The sequence below is a fragment of the Vibrio sp. 10N.286.45.E10 genome (assembly GCF_002874195.2).
Classification (GTDB): Bacteria; Pseudomonadota; Gammaproteobacteria; order Enterobacterales; family Vibrionaceae; genus Vibrio; species Vibrio crassostreae.
Genome location: NZ_MCWD02000004.1, coordinates 90,640 through 111,515, shown reverse-complemented (window position 1 = coordinate 111,515; position 20,876 = coordinate 90,640). Strand labels below are relative to the sequence as shown.

The 20,876-nt window shown below is 45.4% G+C and carries 3 protein-coding genes and 3 pseudogenes (1 of these 6 running past the window's edge); 4 read left to right on the top strand and 2 right to left on the bottom strand.

What is annotated here, in order from left to right:
- The first annotated feature begins 21 nt into the window (after window positions 1-21).
- The 4 genes and pseudogenes from BCU34_RS23845 to BCU34_RS23830 form a co-directional block, all read left to right on the top strand.
- The gene (locus BCU34_RS23845; RefSeq protein ID WP_102479614.1) at window positions 22-2,904 is read left to right on the top strand and encodes a Tn3 family transposase; all 2,883 of its coding nucleotides are present in this window, start codon (window positions 22-24) and stop codon (window positions 2,902-2,904) included.
- A 42-nt stretch (window positions 2,905-2,946) separates the two neighbouring features.
- Window positions 2,947-3,432 (top strand): annotated as a pseudogene (locus BCU34_RS23840) (Tn3 family transposase); the annotation flags it as partial.
- A 45-nt stretch (window positions 3,433-3,477) separates the two neighbouring features.
- A pseudogene (locus BCU34_RS23835) lies at window positions 3,478-3,834 on the top strand (tyrosine-type recombinase/integrase); the annotation flags it as partial.
- Window positions 3,835-4,205: 371 nt separating this feature from the next.
- Window positions 4,206-4,802: pseudogene (locus BCU34_RS23830) on the top strand (transposase); the annotation flags it as partial.
- Window positions 4,803-4,977: 175 nt separating this feature from the next.
- On the opposite strand, the gene BCU34_RS23825 reads toward BCU34_RS23830, so the two are convergent.
- Together BCU34_RS23825 and BCU34_RS23820 are read right to left on the bottom strand one after the other, a co-directional pair.
- Window positions 4,978-5,229, bottom strand: coding sequence for a hypothetical protein (locus BCU34_RS23825; RefSeq protein WP_133146191.1), 252 nt, complete (start codon window positions 5,227-5,229; stop codon window positions 4,978-4,980).
- A 103-nt stretch (window positions 5,230-5,332) separates the two neighbouring features.
- On the bottom strand, window positions 5,333-20,876 hold the 3' portion of the coding sequence (locus tag BCU34_RS23820) for an ImpA family metalloprotease (RefSeq protein WP_413286285.1). Its footprint extends 50,633 nt past the window's final position; the window shows 15,544 of its 66,177 coding nt (coding positions 50,634-66,177); its start codon lies beyond the right edge, outside the window; the stop codon is at window positions 5,333-5,335.

Genomic DNA, 20,876 nt, shown 5'->3' with positions numbered 1-20,876 from the left:
ACTTTATTTGGAGGGTTCCCTTTGTCACATCGTACTATCCTGACTGAAAGGCAGCGTCAAGACTTGCTAGAACTGCCAAAGGATGAACCTACATTGCTGCAGTACTATATTTTAAGCGATGAAGACATTCAGCGTGTTAACGAAAAACGGAAAGCAGCCAATAAACTTGGCTATGCTTTACAGCTTTGTGCCTTTCGTTATCCAGGGAGGTTGTTGCAAAAGAAAGAGTTGATTCCGCAAGAAACGTTAATATTTATCGCTCAGCAGCTAGGTCTAGATCAGAATGAACTCATAGAATATGGTTTGAGAGCTGAGACCAAATATGAACATTCATCTTCTTTACAGCGCTCTTATGGATTTCGTACTTTCCAGGGCTCTGATGAAAAGTCATTTATCAAATGGCTTACAGAGACTGCAATAGAAACAAGAAGTAATGCTGAGCTAGCTGAACTGTTCGTGAAACAATGTCGTAAATATAAGGTAATTCTTCCTGGTATTACAGTGATTGAGAGATTGTGCGCCGATGCACGAGTCGCTGGAGAGCGTACTATCGTCGCTCAAATCACGGAGCGCCTTGATAGCAAAATGCAAAAAAGTCTGCATGGCTTACTCAAGGACACCGTTGACGGTCGACTTACCATCTATGGTTGGTTGAAACGGTTTGAGGCTGGTCACAATTCAGCCGATGTTAACCGTTTACTTGATAAGCTGGAATACTTGAAAAAGTTGAACATTCCGAAGTCTATTCTGCGAGGTATCCCACCACATCGCGTTATTTGGTTAAGGCAGCAGGGGGAGTCTTATTATTCAGATGGATTACGTGACATTAATGAATCCAGAAGGTTAGCTATATTAGCTACCTGTGCGATAGAGTGGCAGGCCATGATAACAGATGCGATCCTGACAACCCACGACCGAATTGTTGGAAAAACTTACAACGAGTGTAAGCGCTATCTGGACGACCAACTCACGCAGCAGAAGTCAGTTGCGAACAAGACCCTCAAATCCTTTGCTACGTTGGGAAAACAGCTTTTGAAGGGCCATGCAAAAAATCTCGCAGTGCCTGAAGTGATAACGGATGCAAACGAACTGCACTCTCTCATACTCACCGCAACAGAGCTATCGCAACGACTAAGTAATGACCCACTAGAATATGTCCTGCGTGGATACGGTAGATTTAGGCGCTATACACAACGTCTTCTTGAAGATATTGCCTTTGAAGGCAATGAGGTAACGAAGCCATTATTAGGCGCCATAACTTTATTGAAGAAGCTGAATCAAACTCATACTAGCATCCAAGCAAATGTCATTTTGCCGACTGAATTCGCTAATGCAAAATGGCGTAAACGCTTAGGTCAATCGCCCGAGCGAAAGCTTTGGGAAACGGCCGTTCTCTTTGCAATTCGTGATCACCTCCGCTCTCGTGATCTTTGGGTATCGGATTCTGGTACTTATCAAGATACTCGCCAACAACTACTTTCTCTTGAAATGGCTCAACATACGTTATCGCTACCTATTCCTCTTGATCCGCAAACATGGATTAAAAGCCGCCAAGACCTACTGGCACAACAAATCAAACAGGTAAACCAAATGATACGGCAAAGCAGTTTACCCAATAGTGGAATTGAGAAGGGAAAAATACGAGTTAATCGCCTTGATCGCCAGATACCAGAAGGTATGGATAAATTCTCAATAGAGCTATACAAACAACTACCAGACGTTTCGATTACAGAGATTTTACGTGAGGTCAACGAGGATATTGGGCTGACAGACAGTTTTACACACATCCATAGTGGTTCACCGTGTGCTGATGAAATTGGTTTGCTTAATGTCTTGCTAGCCGGCGGTATTAATATGGGGTTAAAGAAAATGGCTTCATGCAACTCATCCAGCATATCACCTTGGTCATTAATGCGGATCTCTAACTGGCATGTGACAAGTGAGACAATGACTGATGCTCTAGCCGTTGTCATCGAGAAGCATAAAGCTCTTCCTATGGCTAGCGCATGGGGAGATGGCACAAGTTCATCTTCAGATGGACAGTTTATGATAAGTAGCGGTTCTGGGCAGGCACTAAATGTTGTGAATGCTAAGTATGGCTTTATTCCTGGTATCAAAGCCTATACACATGTCTCTGATCAATATGGCCCCTTTGCCCTGAAAACCATCCCAGCAACGGCACATGAAGCGCCTTATATTCTTGATGGGCTTACGATGAATGATGCTGGGAAACGTATCAAAGAGCATTATGCAGACACTGGAGGATTTACCGATCATGTCTTTGCTATGTGTGCATTGCTTGGATACCAGTTCTCCCCTAGATTGCGTAACCTCTCATCTCTAACTCTTTATGGTATGGATGGAGTGACTGTACCCAAAGCAATGAAAGAACTTATCACTGCTAAAGCGAATATTACTCGAATTGAAAAACAATGGCCGGATATTATTCGTCTTATTGCCAGCGTTATGACGCATAAAGTGGTTCCGAGTGATATCTTGCGACAGCTCGCATCTTTCCCACGGCAAAACGAATTAGCCTTTGCCCTGAGAGAAATTGGACGGATTGAACGCACAATATTTATCCTAAAATGGATCAGTTCTATGCCTATGCAACGTCGGACTCAAATGGGTCTAAACAAAGGAGAGGCACATCACGCGTTAAAACGAGCGCTTAATTTCAATCGACGTGGAGAAATTACAGATCGCTTCTCTGAAAACCAACATCTACGTATGATGCACCTTAATTTGCTTGCAGCCATAATAATCTACTGGAACACCAAGCACTTAGGAGAGATCATTCAAAGCATGAAAGAGAAAGGTATTGAGATATCAGCAGAGAAACTGGCACATCTATCGCCTCTTGGCTGGGAGCATATTATCTTGACGGGCTTCTATGAGTGGTAAAACCCCTTAACGTAGTTCCCTGCACTTTCCCGCAAACTACCCCAACTAATCCGCACTTTGCTAAAAAGTGCGCGTCCTTCAAGCCTGGCACTGGCCATCATTGAAGCAGGTCGTATTAATAAGACGTTGTACCTATTGAACTATGTTGATGATGAAGATTATCGTCGTCGGATTTTAACCCAATTGAACCGGGGAGAAGGCCGTCATGCTGTGGCTCGTGCCATCTGTCATGGTCAACGAGGTGAAATCAGAAAACGGTATCGAGAAGGACAGGAAGACCAGCTTGGTGCCCTAGGTCTTGTCACTAATGCTCTCGTGCTCTGGAATACAATATATATGCAGGCTTCACTGGATCATCTGCGAGAACAAGATACTGAGATAAAAGAAGAAGATGAGGCTCGGTTGTCACCACTTGGTTACAAACACGTGAATATGCTTGGGCACTACTCATTTACGTTAGCAGATCAAGTGATGAAGGGGCAGCTAAGGCCACTGAAAAATCCTTCAGATTTTGATGATTGGCCTTAGCGTACGTTTTCGTTCCATTGGACTTCAAACCCCAACAAAGAACGTTTAGCCTTTATGCCTGATGGAACGCTAAAAAGATTGAATTTATGGGTTCAGGATGTCCGTGGTCAACAACCAGGTCCCCTTTTTTCAAGAATTCGGCGTCATGATGATGTTCAAGATACGCGGATGACTGATCAGGCGATCTACGAAATACTTAGGACCAGACGAATGGAAGCAGGCTTAGAGCATTGCTCTCCGCACGACTTGCGCCGCACATATGCAAGCACTTTGTTAGAGAATGGTGTGGATATCATGACGTTAAAGGATATGATGGGTCATGCTAGTATTACCACAACTCAACGATATATCCATATAAAAAACGAAAAAATGTATGACGCAAGCAAGCGATTAGTTATTTAGTAAGTTCTTATCATTCCGAGGAAAGAACTACCTTGACAACATGGTTTGTAAATCTAAACCTATTTATGTGAATAGAAGTTAGAGCAACCTTGTATTGAAACACCTACCACATTGGTAACGCCAATCATATTATTTGATTGTTTTTTTTGGACAAGTTATGCCCAACTAACTGGAATGTACAGGCTTGAACTGTCCTCAACCAATTTAGGAATAAACCGTTTCATATAACGTGCCAAGAAGCTTGAGCAGTCGAACCTAATGTACTTGGACACCCAAAACCGCGAAATTAGAGCGTATGGATACACACCTTAAGTAAAAAAGAGCAATTCATATTAGCTATCATAGACGCATAGCTGACATAAGTCCTCAGCTCACTGACCTTTTGGATTGATGAGGAAGCGATAGCCGAGTGGAAGCAAAACAAACAAGGTAAGCGTGGCAGACCTTGCCGATTCAGCGACTTAGCCATAACTACCGCACTAAACCTGTATAAGCCGCCGAGCTTTCATTTAAAGCCAAAACCAGAGGAGCGATACAACATCTGGCGTAAGCTGCATATCGCAGTAGATGCAAGCACCCATGAAATCGTCGCAGCAGAGCTGAGTTTATCTAACGTAACCGATGCGGAATACTCAAGCAAACACGCTGTAAAATCATTGAGATATCAGGTGATGGCGCTTATGGCACAAGGAATTGCCATGGTGCTATACTGTTCCACTTATCCCGCCACGAGAAGGGACGAGTAGGTTGTCAAAAACTCTACGGCTCCAACGACAACTAGAAAAAGCGCTATGGCTATCACAAGCGCTCACTATCAGAGACAGCAATGTACCGAGTAAAACAACTACTAGGTGGGGAAATGAAGCCAAAGAAACTGTAATGCTCAGGTTGGCGAGACTTACGCCATGATCAAAGCACTGAACAATCTTACAAGGCTTTGTATGAATGAAACTCAGTGCATTGTATAAAAGTTACTCAACTTTAGGAGGTTTGGTTCCTCGTCTGAATGACGCAACAAAGCCTTTTTTACTGTGACTCTTCCAGAGTTCGCAGGCTCTTTCGCTCCTCGAATTAATGATAATGGTCAGGTTCTCAAGCTTGCATCTTCAAGTTGATTCGGTATATAAGGTTCCAACAAGCCTTTTATTTTCTAAGTAATCTCGCTAGGATATTTTCCGCATCACAATATTTTTTTTCACCAATTAAAACATCGATGGAATCCATTTTCTCTGACACCTTTTGGAACTTCTCATTACTAGGGTCAAGCTTATAGATATAAATCATCATTTCTTTCACTTTTAAGTAGCAGATATCATCAGGATCAATGTGATTAATATGTGCCGAAACAATGGTTGGAAAACTTAGTAAAATAATAGTTAATATTTTGATTTTCATAAGTGCACCCACGATTAAAGTTACCTTAATTGTAGTCTAAATTTAACAGTGCAACACATTTCACATTCAAGCATACACATGGCAGATTCCGTTTGGCGATAGATCAGTATACGACTTGCCCTGTGCCGTAACCTGTAGTGTCTGGCTCGCCATTATCCAAGTAGCCATCGTTATCATCATCAGGGTCGAGACGGTCAAAGATGCCATCGCCATCGGTGTCTTGGTCAATACCCATGGATTTTTCATAAGCGGCGTTCAATTCGACTGCGGATAACGCATGGTTATAGGCTGCAAAACCATAGATGCCTTCATCGCCTTGTACCGAACCTTCCAAAATGCCAAGTGGCACACTGGTGTGATTGAGTAAAATGGCATGATTTAACTCACCAACCTGTACACCATTAACCCAGACTTCACTGCTACCGCTGCGTGTGACGTAAACAAGATGGGCTGGGCCGCCATAAGGTGAAGCCACTGACTGACCCGCAAGCGCCGTGATGGTGTAATCCCCTGCACCGTATTGGGTTGCCCCGAGTTTGTTCAAGTTTCTCCATTGCTCGAAACGCAAACTCCAACCACTGGCGCTATTACCCATAATCGCTAATGAATTATTCGGGTCAGTGACGAAGTTCACGACAAATTCGTAAGACACATCCCCTGCCAATGCGCTTAAATTGAGATAGTGCTGAGCATTTTGATTCACGAAGGTATCGACCACCACTTCAGGCGGATTATTGCCCGCCGCCACATGCGCACTCCAACCTGGTACATCCATACCACCGGCGCTTGATAGCGCCGTTTGCAAGGTTAACCAAATATCGGCAAACCCATCATTATTGGTATCAATCGAGAAGTCGATATCGCTGGCATCGTAAGGATCAAACCCTGCGGCTATTTCGATGTCATTGCTGACGCCATCGTTATCCGCATCGGGGTCAACACCATTTAAAATACCGTCACTGTCTACATCAGCAAGCGGACCATCATTGAGGTTGGTATCGGCATTATCACCGGAGCCATCACCATCAATATCCGCCCATTCTGATGCATCGAATGGGAAGCGGTCATTGATATCGTTCACACCGTCATTATCGTCATCGGGGTCCACCACATCATAGAGACCATCATTGTCTGAATCAAAATAGATGCTTAGCGCTTTACGGTGAAGGAACTGGATTTCTTCGACCGGTAATGCGCGATTGTAGGCGGCAAACGCGTAAATTCCGTCATCACCCTGTACATTGCCATCGTTAATACCAAAAGGTGTATTCGCATCATTGATTAAAATCGCGTTAGCGCTGATCTCGCCTACCTGCACACCATTAACCCATGCCTCTGTTTTACCATTTCGACCAATCACCACAAGGTGCACAGGGTCGCCATATGGGCTGGCAATCGATTCACCGTTGACGGGATCAAAAGTGTAGTCTGCGGTACCAAATTTGGTTGCCCCCATATTGCCACTTCCTTGCTCAAAACGGATCGCCCAATTGGTATTAATACCTTCGGCGTTATTTCTTAAACCCAAGAGTTCAAGACGCCCTGAGATATCTTGAGCAAAATGGACAATGAATTCATACGACACATCACCTGTTAAGCTACTTAAATCAAAATGTATTTGGCGCGGCGTATTGACGAATTCTGTGTGGGTGAATTCTGGCATATACGTTAATTGACTTAACCCTAATTGCCAATTGTCAACACTAATGGTTCCTTCGGCGGGTAAGTTAGTTTGCAGTAGTGCAAAAATGTCAGGAATGCCGTCATTATTGTCATCGATGCTGTAATCCACATCTGATGGATCAAGCGGATCATAACCATTCTGCGTTTCTTGTACGTCAGCCAGACCATCATTGTCGGTATCACTGTGCGGATCGTTATCGTCCACATCATAAATACCCAAGACGCCATCCATGTCTGCATCATATTCATTGGCATCCAACGGGTTCGTGCCCGCTAAAATTTCTTCTCCATTGGTCACGCCATCGTTATCGGTGTCACTCGACGCACCATCACTGGCATCATTGGGATTTAATCCAAATGACATTTCATCCGCATCACGAATGCCGTCACCATCACTGTCAATGTTACCGTCAGAGGCATCAAGTGGATTTAAGCCGGTATCGGTTTCATAGCCATCACTCAAGCCATCACCGTCATAATCTGAGTTACGATCGAGAGGCGCGCTGTCATCCATATCCGAGACACCATCGGCATCATCGTCATAGTCCATGTGATCAGGAATGCCATCAAAATCGGTGTCAATATCACCACCCAGCAGTGGAGAATGCGGATCATTAGCATTACTGCCTATTAGCTGTTCATAATAATCACCATAACCATCATTATCCGTGTCGATAGTCGGGTCGCCATTGAGGCTGATAGTAAAGCGCTGTAATTTCCCATCCGCACTGCTGTAACCATAAGCGGTACCATTCTCAACACGCAGTTCATCTGAGCGACCAAAAATGATGTCTTGGCGCATACGGGTGAGTGGTACAAGCACTTGCAACTCTTTATTTACCATCATGTAAGCGCTGTAGTCATAGCCTTCATAGTTATGAATTTCCATCAGGAGCAAGATGACATCATCGGCAAGTTTCAATGGCTTCACACGACTCACATTCTCTTGAATATCGGTAAAATCTGTTATCCATAACACATTGCGGTTGGTTACTTGGACATAGTGACTGTAATAACCATAGAAGCTCATCTCCTCATACTCACCAAAGCTTAAGTATTTATTTTCACTGATATTCTTACCCGTTGACACCACGGCGATATTACGTGACTTGTTGTGCGCTCGACCAGTTTCATGATTATTAAGGCCACGCTCACTGGCCATGAAACTAATGAAACGGTCGTCCATTTCAACCACACCACCTGGCTCAGAGTAGGTATAGGTATCATTCGACCATTTGTAATACGTCGTTGTTGGCGTGGAGATTTCGGTATATTCCTCAACTATATTGCCCAAACGATTCTCCGCGGTTGTGCCATGTTTCGCTTTTACACGGAGTATTTTTTGCGAATGTTTCTCAGTGTCGTTCCATTGGATGATATCAATGCCGCGAGGGACGGCATCACCCAGCACGGTTGAAATAAAGTTGCCTTGGCTATCCACCGTTAACATTCCACCTAATTGGTGACCAGCGATCTGGCCCCAGATTTTGGTAACGTCGAGGTTGTTCGCATCGAAAGTCACACCCCAACCACCTTGGTGGTTTATGCCATCGCTACTACGGATATAGGTACGCAGAAGATTCATACCGATACTATCACCAGACCAGGCTATTTTGGTTGGGTAGATACCCGCTTTCCAAATATCCAACGCATCGGGACCAGTAGCGCTGGTGTTGAGCATTTTTTCAACGACGGTTGTTTGACTCGTTAAATTATATCGAACCAAACGGGCTGTCGTTGGGGTGACTCTGTCGGGCGCGCCGCCTGTGGCGGCTAAGCCATACACAATATCACCATTGCCATTGCTTGCCGCTGATAATAAGGTCTCACTAGCGCTATTTGGCAAACTGATGGTGCGGCTGTGTGAACTATCGGCGTTAAATTCGCTGTAATACAGCGCCATCGTCGTTTGATCTTGCCACACTACGCCGTCTTTGGTGCCATTGCTCACGGCTGAGTACGCAACTTTTGGCATGTAGTTCGACGAATGGTGATTCAAGTGGAAGTTGTAGTGTTCGTATGGCACATACATATCTTCACTTCGTGTATGCGCTTCTGTCATGATGCGCACCACTGGCGAGGTGTATTCTGTACGTTCATGCGTTGCTGAGATAGTCGTGGTACCTAAACGTTCGCCCGTTGCTAGGTTATTCCAAACCATTGGTTCAGCATCATCTGGATCAGGAATGCCATCATGGTCGGTATCAAAACTGCTGGCATCACTCGGGTCAGAGCCGTCTTGGTATTCAACAAGGTTGGTAAAGCCATCACCATCTAAATCCCCTGTTTCATCACCCGTAACCAATGGGTTGAGCCCATGCATGGTTTCAAAACCATCGCCCATGCCGTCACCGTCAGAATCAGAAGTTACAGCGTAACCATTAATATCTTGGGCATCTGGCACGCCATCGTTATCCATATCGGTGTCGATACCGTCCTCGATGCCATCACCATCGAAATCGCTGTATGCTAAATCAAAATCGATGGTGAACGGATACATCGCCACTTCTTCACCGCCTGTCGCAACATAACGCAATTTCACCACACCGGAGTTATAACGCACACCAGTGGGTAAATCAGCAAAACTGGTGCTGTCCATCGCTAAATGGAAGTAACTCACAGTATCAAACTCTGGGCTGGCTTCTCCAGGGGTATTGGTGTGATGCATGGCGGTTTGAATGTCGTTGTAAACGCGATGACCAATTAAATCGACAGGATAGATATCGCCGTTTTCTGCCATCAAATCGACTTCAAAGCGGGTTTCTATTTCGACATCCGCCCACCAGTTCGGTAAGACAAGTTCAGTCGGTCCTGTAAGCCCTGTGTCCGCTAACATCGCAACGGTTTCATAACTGTTATTGGCGTTGTGGTTGATACGCTCAAAGCTCAATTGGGTATCTGGTGTTAAGTTCTCAACCGTGTAAACCTGCCCTGTGGTTGTCTCAATGGGGATCACTGAAACAGGCGTACCATCAGCATAAAGAAATTCCATTTCAGCGGTATGCTCACCCACGCTTAAGCCTGTGAGAATAACACTTGGATTAACTTGGGTTGCCCATGCGCCACCATCAATACGATAACGCCAACTGTGATAGTTAATCCGGGTAAAGAAAGATAAACGCGTCTCATCATTATTTATTTGTGTGAGACTAAAGCCACTGATAATTTGACCTAAAATATCCAGATCCGCAGGCACTGCCATCAGGGTCAATGGCGTGTTACGCCCGCTCATGTCTTCGTTGATTTGCAGCCAATCATTCGCAGGCAACGCATCCACTTGCAATGACATGATCTTATCGGCTTGCCATGTGTCGCCCGTCAGGGTTAATTCATAAATGTCATACGCCATGTCTTTAGGTAAGCGCAACATAGGGAAGATGCGTGGTACATTAAAAGAAGACGCTGGTTGCCCTGGGTTAATTTGATAAATAGGGATCGCCGTATTGAATTGATGGCTGATCATTTCTGACACAGCAAAGTTCGTGCTGGTATAAGCAGGTCCAAAACTGGTGCATCCATAACCATTCATATCATCAACGAAGGCAAGCGCAACATTTCCGACAACCTCAGTGGGGCTATAAGTTGCAGGGCAATCATCCGAAGCTTGACTGTACTCCCGTGACAGCTTATCGACATTACCAGACAACACACCCGACGTGAGCGTGATGCTAGTTTGCGCACTATCCAAAGTTCCATCACCATCCAAGTCAGTGTCCAGCGCATTGGTCGTATTATCGTTATCCGTGTCTTGTCCACCAAGATAGATAGGATGATTGGCATCATTCGGATCGGTAAATTGTGCAATCTCGACACTGTCCTCAATGCCATCTCCGTCGGTATCGACCGCATTGGCGAAATTCACATTGGTTAATAAGGTTTGCACCTCATCTGGCGTATTCCATAGGTTATTTGCCAGTGCATTTTGGTAATCCGTTAAGAGGCTAGAGATCAAATGTTGACTAGGCAATAAAGTTTGGATTTGTGTGATGGTAACACTGGAAGACGGCGTGTTTTGCAAATCAATAAAGGCGCTGGCTATACCATTCGTATCCGAAATAGTGCTTTCCAGTGCGGCAAGGCTGGTTACAGGATTATTGGTTAGCTCGCTACGATATAAGCTGAGTGTGCTCGCATCATTTGACAGTAAAGTAAGTCCGATAAACTCTGCGAATACATCGGCATCTGAAATCGTATTATCCGCCACACGGGTTGATAGGTTATCCAATGCCAATGGATTCACAATACTTATCACGGTTTGCGAAATCACTGGTGAGAAACGCACGCCATTTTTTACTACCGCCCAATCAAGACTATCGTTGGCGTTTCTGTCTACCGCCAAGTTAGTCATCAATGACAAGCTCGCATCTGTCCCTTGATAAGTGAGTGTCACAAAGCTGCTATCACCTGTGATGTTTTCTACCTGCAAATCGCCATCGGCATCGAGTGCCCAATCCACGCTTGGCGCAGTGCGTGGTACTAACACATCGACACTCACCACTTCTTGCCATTCGTTATCAGCAGCGGTAACCACAAAGCGAGCGATGCCATCTTGTGTGATTGTCATGCTAGTATTCACAAGACTTGTCACATCAGGCGTTAGATTTTCAATGGTCACTAGTTGGTTATCCGACGGAGTCACCGTGATAGTGTGCGCACCGTTTGTTAGATCACCAAGAACAGACGTTATTGACACAGGCGATGCTGTGGGTTGCATAGTAATGGTTTCGAATCGCGTAACTCCTTCTACATCCACACTGACATGAAGCTGTGCGCCACTGCTGTAAAGGCTAGTATCAAGTGTTCCACTGGTTACGTCAGTGAGACTATCCCCGTCCAACACACTCACACTGAGATTGCTGCCTGACGGCACATAGGTAGACAGCAAGTCAACGAGATCAAGCGAGCCGGTATTGGTTTGTAAAATTTCAGGGAAGTACGCCAAGGTTGGATCATTAGTAAAGGCAGTATCGACAGCTTGTTGCGCCGCGCTGTCTAAACCATAAGTCGGCACATTGAGCGCAAGATCTGTCATGCTATGACGACGCAACCATGTTTGGGTGTTCAGATACAAGGCTTTAGCGGTATTCACATCCAAGATGTTATCGGCCAAATCTGTCGCTAAATCTTGCGTCACATTGGCAAGTTTTTCACCACCGCCAAGTACCGACAAACCAATCAAGGCGGTGCGATATTGCTGCGCAATTCCAGTGCCAGTCGCATTCATCGCCGCTGGCGCAATCGCAAACACATCATCGGCATTAGCGGAATCTAAGAAGGTGCTGGCAATCAAGGCATTAGCGCCGTTAATTCCTGTCACGCTCAAATCCGTTGCCGCTACTTTGGCTGCAATATCCGTCAGTGGTGACACGGTCACGTTATCTCGGCGCGCAATCTCTGGTAATAGCGTGGTTAGCGTGCCGTTATTGATTGAAATCCCCGTTGCTTCATCAATATAGACACCGCCGCTGATTTCCATTATTACCGGAAGCGCAGTAGGTACAATGGTCATGCTGAACGCTCCGCTGGCATCGGTAGTGCCTGCCGTTTTGGTGAGATCAGTGCCTTTAGCACCTGTTTCAATTGCATAGACACGCACCATTGCACCGCTAATGTTGTTTGCCACCGCTTGCCCTGTGATCGCCCATTGTGGATCTTGCGCAAAGGCATCAGCGTCATTAACCAAGATTTGTAATTTCACCAGATCACTGACATCTTGAGCCTCGCTCTCTTCGATGAAATCTTGGTAGTAAGCCAGGTTATTGGTATCAAGCGTTAAGCCTGCAATACCTTGCAGCATGGCGATGGTCAGGGCATTAGCATTATTGTTTTCGGCATATTGGCTGATGCTATCGATTTGCGATTGACTGCTGTTAGCACTGGTGATCAGTGTTTGCAATTTGGTAGAGGTATCGACATTGCTGCCAAACTCATTCGATATCAAAGTTTGATAATAAAGCAAGTTATTGGCATCGATCCCGCTGAGGTTCATCACGCTATTGAGCTGAGTCACCGTCAAGGTGCTGGCATCATTACCATTCGCAAAGTCGACAATTGCCGCCAGCGCAGTAATCGATGCATTCACATCATCAATCAAGCCTTGAACCTCGGCAATAGAGCCAAAGTTACCAACAAGGGCAAGCTCAATGTTGTATTGCGTCATGTTAGCGCTCGTGATGTTGGTGAAACGACTACTATCAATCAAGAGGCTTTCGTCAATATTTTGGTTATTCGCCAACAAATCATTGATGTCACCGAGCACACCAGCAAGCACTTGCCCTGTACCGTAACCCGTTGTATCTGGGTCGCCATTGTCGAGATAACCATCGTTGTCATCGTCAGGATCTAAGCGGTCATAAATGCCATCGCTATCGCTATCGACATAAACATCGAGTGCATTTTGATGCGCTGATGTTATTTCATCTTGACTAAGCGCATGATTGTAGGCAGCAAAACCATAAATGCCTTCATCACCTTCGACCGTCCCTTCCATGATGCCAATCGGCACACTGCTGTGATTAATCAGTAAGGCTTGATTGGTGAGCTCACCCACTTGTATGCCATTGACCCAAATTTCCGTGATACCACTGCGGGTAATATAAATAACATGTGCAGGGTCGCCGTAAGGACTGCTAACAGATTGACCTGACAAGGCATCAAAGGTGTAATCCCCTGCGCCATAGCGGGTTACGCCTAATTTATTCGTATCACTCCACTGCTCTAAACGCAAGCTCCAACCGCTCGCACTGTTACCAAAGATGGCTAATGAGTTAGAACGGTCAACGGCGAAGTGGACAATAAATTCATAAGAAACTTCACCACCAAGCGTGCTTAAGTTAACCGTTTCTTGTGCTGATTGATTGATAAAGGTATTCACCACTACTTCAGGCGGTATATTTTGGGCGATAATATGCGCATTCCACGTATCAATATCCATTCCGCTAGTTGGCATCGCAGCTTGTATCGTGAACCAAATGTCCGCTTTACCGTCATAGTTATTGTCAATTGAGAAATCAATGTCAGCACTGTCATAAGGGTCAAAGCCCGCCGCGAGTTCGTATTCATTGTTGATACCATCGTTATCGGCATCGGGATCTTCACTGTTAATAATGCCATCGCGGTCGTAATCGCCCGTGGGTCCAAATGCCAGAGTAAGCTCATCATTCACATCAACGATCAGACTTTGTACATCAGACGGAGACATCCATGTATTGTCAGCCAGTGCGGTGCGATAATCATCAACAATGCTCTCATGCAAAACTTGCTCGGGCATCAAAGCTTGAAGTTGCACAAGCGTGATACTGGCGACATCAGTGTTTTGCAAATCAATGAATGCTGTGGCGGTTAAATTTTGCTCGGTGATAAGCGTTTGCAATGCGGTGATGCTACTCACTGAGTTACTGCTCAGTTCATTGCGATATAAACCAAGCGTAGTGGCATCGGTTGCAACATCCACCAAGCCCATGAACTCAGCCAACAAATCTGCATCAGTGATTGAGGTATCTGACACACGCGCCGTTAGGTTATTCATGGCAAGTGGATTGACCACATCCGCCACGTCAACATTTTGTACCATGGAGTAACGTACGCCGTATTTTTCCACCATCCAACTAATGCTATCGCTCGCATTCCTGTCTACTGGTAGAAGCATCATCATGGTCAAGCTCGAATCACTGCCTTGATAACTCAAGCTGACATGGTTGTTATCGCCATTGATGCTCGCCACTTGCAGATCACCATTGTTATCTAGCTGCCATGTAATGCTTGGTGCAGTGCGAGGAGAAAGCACTTCAAGGCTCACAATCTCTTGCCAAGCGTTATCCTCCGATGTAATCGCAAGACGAGCAACACCATCGGTGAGTACGCTGATGCTATCGTTAGCAAAGGTCGCCACATCAGGGGTTAAGCTTTCGATAGTGACACTTTGGCTATCGGAAGCTGTCACTGTAAAGCTATGTGAACCGTTATTGATGTCGCCAAGGGTTGAAGTAACAGAAACAGGTGGCGCGCTAGGTTGCAGGGTAATGGTTTCTAAACGCGCAACCCCGTCTACGTCCACGCTAACTTGAATCTGGGCACCACTGCTGTACAAGCTGGTATCGAAGGTCCCTGTGAGTGCCGTTAAGCTGTCACCCTCAAGGACGCTGACACTGACACTGCTGCCTGTTGGCACATAACCTGAGAGTAACGCAGTAAGATCAAGCGACCCTGTACTGGTTTGAAGCACTTCAGGGAAGTACGCCAAAGTTAGATCATTGGCAAAGGCGGTATCCACTGCTTGTTGTGCGGCGCTATCGAGGCCAAAGGTTGGTACATTAAGCGCCAGATCGGTCATGCCATGACGACGAAGCCAAGTTTGGGTATTGAGGTACAAGGCTTTAGCTGTATTGGCATTGAGTGAGTTGTCAGACAAATCTGTCGCAATATCTTGTGTCACATTGGCAAGAGCTTCACCACCGCCAAGTACCGACAAGCCAATCAAGGCAGTGCGATATTGCTGCGCAAGTCCTGTGCCTGTCGTATCCATCGCCGCAGGCGCAATCGCAAACACATCATCGGCATGAGTGGAATCTAAGAAGGTGCTGGCAATCAAGGCGTTCGCGCTGTTGATCCCTGCCACAGTCAGATCCGTTGCCGCGACTTTAGCTGCTATATCTGTGAGTGGTGATACTGTCACAGCATCGCGGCGAGCAATCTCTGGTAATACGCTGGTTAATGTGGTGTTCGTTATGGTATTGCCGGTGGCTTCATCTTGATAAGACCCGCCTGAGATTTCCATCATCACCGGAAGCGTAGTAGGCACAATCGCCATACTAAAGGCACCATTGGCATCGGTAGTGCCTTCTGTATGAGTAATATTGGCACCTTTCGCGCCTGATTCAATCGCATACACACGCACTGTTGCGCCGCTGATGTTGTTCGCCACCGCTTGCCCTGTCACTGCCCATTGTGGATCAAGTGCAAAGGCATCGGCATCATTAATGATAAGCTGTAAACTGGCTAAATCAATGATGTCCGCCGCCGCACTATCAGCGACAAACTCTTTATAGTAACTGAGGTTATTGCTGTCTACCGACAAGCCGGCAATGCTTTGTAACATAGCAATGGTCAAGGCATTGGCATTATCGTTCGCAGCGTATTGACTAATGACATCAATCTGCGCTTGGCTAGCATTGGCGCTATCAATCAGTGTTTGTAACTTGGCTGCGGTATCGACGTTATTGCCAACGTCTGCAGCAATCAAGGCTTTGTAGTACGCATGATTATTCGCAACAAGCGCGGTTAAGCCCATCACGCTGCTTAAATCCGCGAAGCTTAAGTTGTTGGCATCATTGGCATTCGCGTATCCGACAATCTCCATCAACACACTCACGGAGGTATTGACCGTATTAATCACATTTTGTAGTTGTGCTGATGAGGTCAAAGTGCCTAGGCGGGTAAATTCATCATTATATAAGGCCATGTTATCGCTGATAATGTGACTGAAGTAGCCACTCTCAACTAATAGCGCTTCATCAATAGTTTGGTTATTCGCCAATAACGCATTGATATCGACAAGCACACCAGCAACCGCTTGACCTGTACCATAGCCTGAGGTGTCTTGGTCGCCGTTATCAAGATAGCCATCGTTGTCATCGTCAGGGTCAATCACATCATAAATGCCATCGCCATCGCTATCGAAGTAAATACTCAGCGCTTTACGATGAGCAAGCTCGATCTCTTGGGCACTCAATGCGTAATTATGAGCTGCGAAACCATAGATACCATCATCACCACTAATAGTGCCACTGTTGATACCTAATGGCGTATTTGGATCATTAATTAATATACTATTGGCCGATATCCTACCAACTAGCTCACCGTTAACCCAGGCCTCGGTCGTACCATTTCTACCTACCACCACAAGATGAACAGGGTCGCCATACGGACTGGCAATGGTTTGGCCATAAAGAGGCGTGAATTGATAATCCATAACCCCAAATTGGGTCACACCCATATTGCCATCGCTTTGTTCAAAACGAATGCCCCAAGCAGTATTGATACCTTCGGTATTGTTTCTGTGGCCAAGTAATTCAAGGATTCCAGTATTGTCTTGTGCAAATTTAACGATGAACTCATAAGAAACTTGACCACTAAGGCCACTAAGATCGACTGAATGCTGACGTGGAATATTAATAAAGTCAGCGACCAGTGTTTGAGCAGGGGCCGCCATTTGCTCTATATGGCTAGACCACTGGCTAATGTTCATCTCACCCTGCGCAGGCAATGCCGCCTGTAAACTCTCCCAAATATCCGCTTCTCCGTCATTATTTGCATCAATTGAGAAATCAATATCAGACGGGTCTGTTGGATTAAAGTTAAGGCTGGTCTCGAGTATATCGCTGATACCATCGCCATCGGTATCTGAATGTGGATTGCCATCATTTAAGTCAACAAGTCCCAACACACCGTCACCATCAGCGTCATAAACGTTAGCATCCAACGGATCAGTGCCGACACTCACCTCTTGTCCATTGGTAAAGCCATCTAAATCAGAATCGATATTTTCCCCATCACTTGGATCATTAGGGTCAAGGCCGTATAAAAACTCATTAACATCCCAAATTCCGTCGTTGTCCGAGTCAGTGTTACGATCAAAGCTATCGAATGGATTAAGCCCCATGCTGGTTTCGTAACCATCCGTTAACCCATCACCATCATAGTCAGAATTTGGATCAGTCGGCGCACTGTCATCTCTATCCCAAATGCTATCAGCATCATCGTCATAGTCCATATGATCTGGGATGCTGTCACTGTCGGTGTCAATATCACCATTCGTAAGCGGTGAATTCGGATCGTTGGCGTCGCTACCTAAGAGTTGCTCGTAATAATCACCGTAGCCATCGTTATCGCTGTCAATCGTCGGATCACCATTGAGTCTGATGGTAAAGCGCTGTAATTTGCCATTAGCACTGCTGTAACCATAGGCTACACCATTTTCAACCAGAAGGTCATGCGAACGATTAAAGATGATATCTTCATGCATACGCGTTATCGGCACTAACACTTGTAAATCTTTATTGACCATCATGTAAGCACTGTGATCGTAGCCATCGTAAGTATGTATCTCCATTAACAGCAAAATAATGTTATCCGCTAATTTTAAGGCTTTCAGACGAGAAATATTTTGTTGAATACCCTTAAAATCAGTCAGCCAGACCAAATTTTGATGTTCTTGCTTAGCATAGCCTCCAGAGAATGTGTAATACTCTGCGCTTTCGTACTCACCAAAGGTTAAATATCTATTTTCACTTGTATTTTTACCGGTTGAGACCGCTACCAGATTACGTGCGAGGTTATGTCCTCTCGCTGTGAGGAGGTTATCAAGCCCCCTTTCGCTTGACATGAAACTGATGAAACGATCATCCATTTCCACCACGCCGCCCAGTTCTGAATAGATTTGAGTATCATTTGACCATTTATAGTATGTCGTCGTATCGGTTGAAATTTCCGTATATTCACCATAATTTCCGCCTCGAGGGTCTGTTCCATGCTCGGTTTTGAAACGCATAAGCACCTGTCCTGATCTTGAGGTGCGATTCCACTGCGTTAAATCAATACCGCGTGGATAATTATCACCAATAGTCAATGAGACAAAATTCCCTTGGCTGTCGATCATAGTGGAATTGTCAAATTGGTGCCCCCCAACCTGTCCCCAATGCTTCACAGCATCTAACGTATCCGCATCATAGACACTGAGCGTACCACCTTGGTGGTTAGCACCATCGGCCATACGGGTATAATAACGAACAATGTTTAACCCTATCATGTCACCCGACCATGAAATTCTGCTTGGATAAAGTTTGGAAGCAATTCCGTAGACATCAAGCTCTTCACGACTGGTATCCACAGTTTGATTAATCGTAACAGATTCAGTATCTAGGTTATAACGCACTAAGCGCACAGCAGAAGGCTCATCTTTGTCCGCAGATCCACCTATCGCCGCAATACCATACACAATATCGCCACTACCATTTCCCGCTGCAGACAAGAGGATTTCATTAAACGCGTTCGGTAATGTAATTGTTCGGTTGTGTGTACCATCACTATTGAATTCACTATAGTACAACGCCATTGATGTTCGATCTTGCCAGACGACCCCATCTTTCGAACCGTTTTTAATGGGTGAATAGGCAATAATGGGCATATAGTTTGCGTATAGATGATTTAATGGGTACGGGTAACCCTCGTAAGGAATATACATTTCTTGGCTATGGCTGTGCGCGTCAGTAACAATTTCTAGCATTGGAGAAGAGTAAACCGAACGTTCATGAGTACCCGTTACGGACGTTACTTCTAGGCGCTCGCCCGTTTCAACCTTGTTCCAGACTGTCGGTTCAGCATCGAGACTATCCACAATGCCATCATGGTCAGTATCAAAACTGAATGGATCCGTCGGATCCGAGCCATCTTGCGATTCAACAAGATTGGTAAATCCATCACCATCATTGTCGTCAGTGGCCGCGTCTGCAATGAGAGGGTCGAAACCATAGGTGGTTTCAAAACCATCGGTCATACCGTCGCCATCAGTGTCTGACAACACGCTATAACTGTTAACATCCACAGTGTCTCGTACACCATCGCCATCCAGATCAGGGTCTATACCGTCTTCTTTTCCATCACCGTCGAAGTCATTGTAATCCAGCGTAAAATCAATAAGTAATGGATAGATACCCAGCTCTTGCCCTGCTGACGTAACATAGCGTAATGTCATTACGCCACTGTTGTAATGCATGCCCGTCGGTAAGGCACTGAAGCTGGTTGAATCCAATGAAAAGTGGAAAGAATTGCTTGCACTGCCTTCCGCAATGGTAAAGCCTGGGTGTGACGCGGAGTTAATCGCTGTGGGATGCGTATTGTACTCACGGTAACCTATCATGGTGACAGAATACGGTGTGCCATTGTCATCTTTTAACTCTACTGTAAATTCAGTCTGTGTTTTATTGTGAGCAGAGCCCCAGTTATCCACAACAATGTCGTTAGGGCTTGTCAATCTGTCGCCGGCCAACATGACGACAGTTTGATAATTTGTTCCCGTAGAGTAATTGGCTTGTTCAAACGTGAGTGAGTCTTGGTGAGTTAAGGTTTCTATTGAATAAAACGCACTCGTCGCGGTCAGTGTACCAACGCTGGCCACTGGCAGCCCTTGAGCATCTAAGAGGTTCATATCGACAACATAGTTACCGAGTCCGGGTACATCAAATACTGTGCTAGTACCACTACCCATTACCCAGTCCCCACCATTGACACGGTAGCGCCAATTGAGATCACCAATCACTCGACTTTCAAAAGTTAAACGCATTTCAGAGTGGCTGTACTGCACTAATTCAAGATCAAATATCAAACGCTCATTCATATCAGTAGTAGCTGGCAGCGCCATTAAGGTTAATGCTTCTGTCTGCTGCGCGATATTTTGGTCAATCAACAACCAATTATTGGCAGGGAGTTCATCGACACTAAGAGACATAATCTTCGTTTGCTGCCAAGTGCCATTAATTAGTGTCAATTGATAGATGTCATAATCCGTCTCTTCTGGCAAATACAGCATCGGGTAAATCGCTGGATACTGTTGTATTGTTGCTGAATTTTGACTTGGTTCGATCCGATAAATCGGAATCATTTTATTCAATTGATAACTAATGAACTCCGTGACAGGGAAATTAGTGTTGGTGTACCAAGATGTGAAGTTTGTACATCCGTTATCAAATTGATTATCAATAATGGCGAGAGAAATATTGCCCAGCGCTTCAGTCGGATTATAGGTATCAGGACAACCCGCCATAGATTGACTGTATTCAGTCGATACAAAGTTGGTATTACCCGCTAAGACAGCAGAACTTAAGTTGACCATAACTTGTTCACTGTCTAACGTCCCGTTACCATCGAGATCGGGATCCATGGCGTTGGTTACGCCGTCATTATCTGCA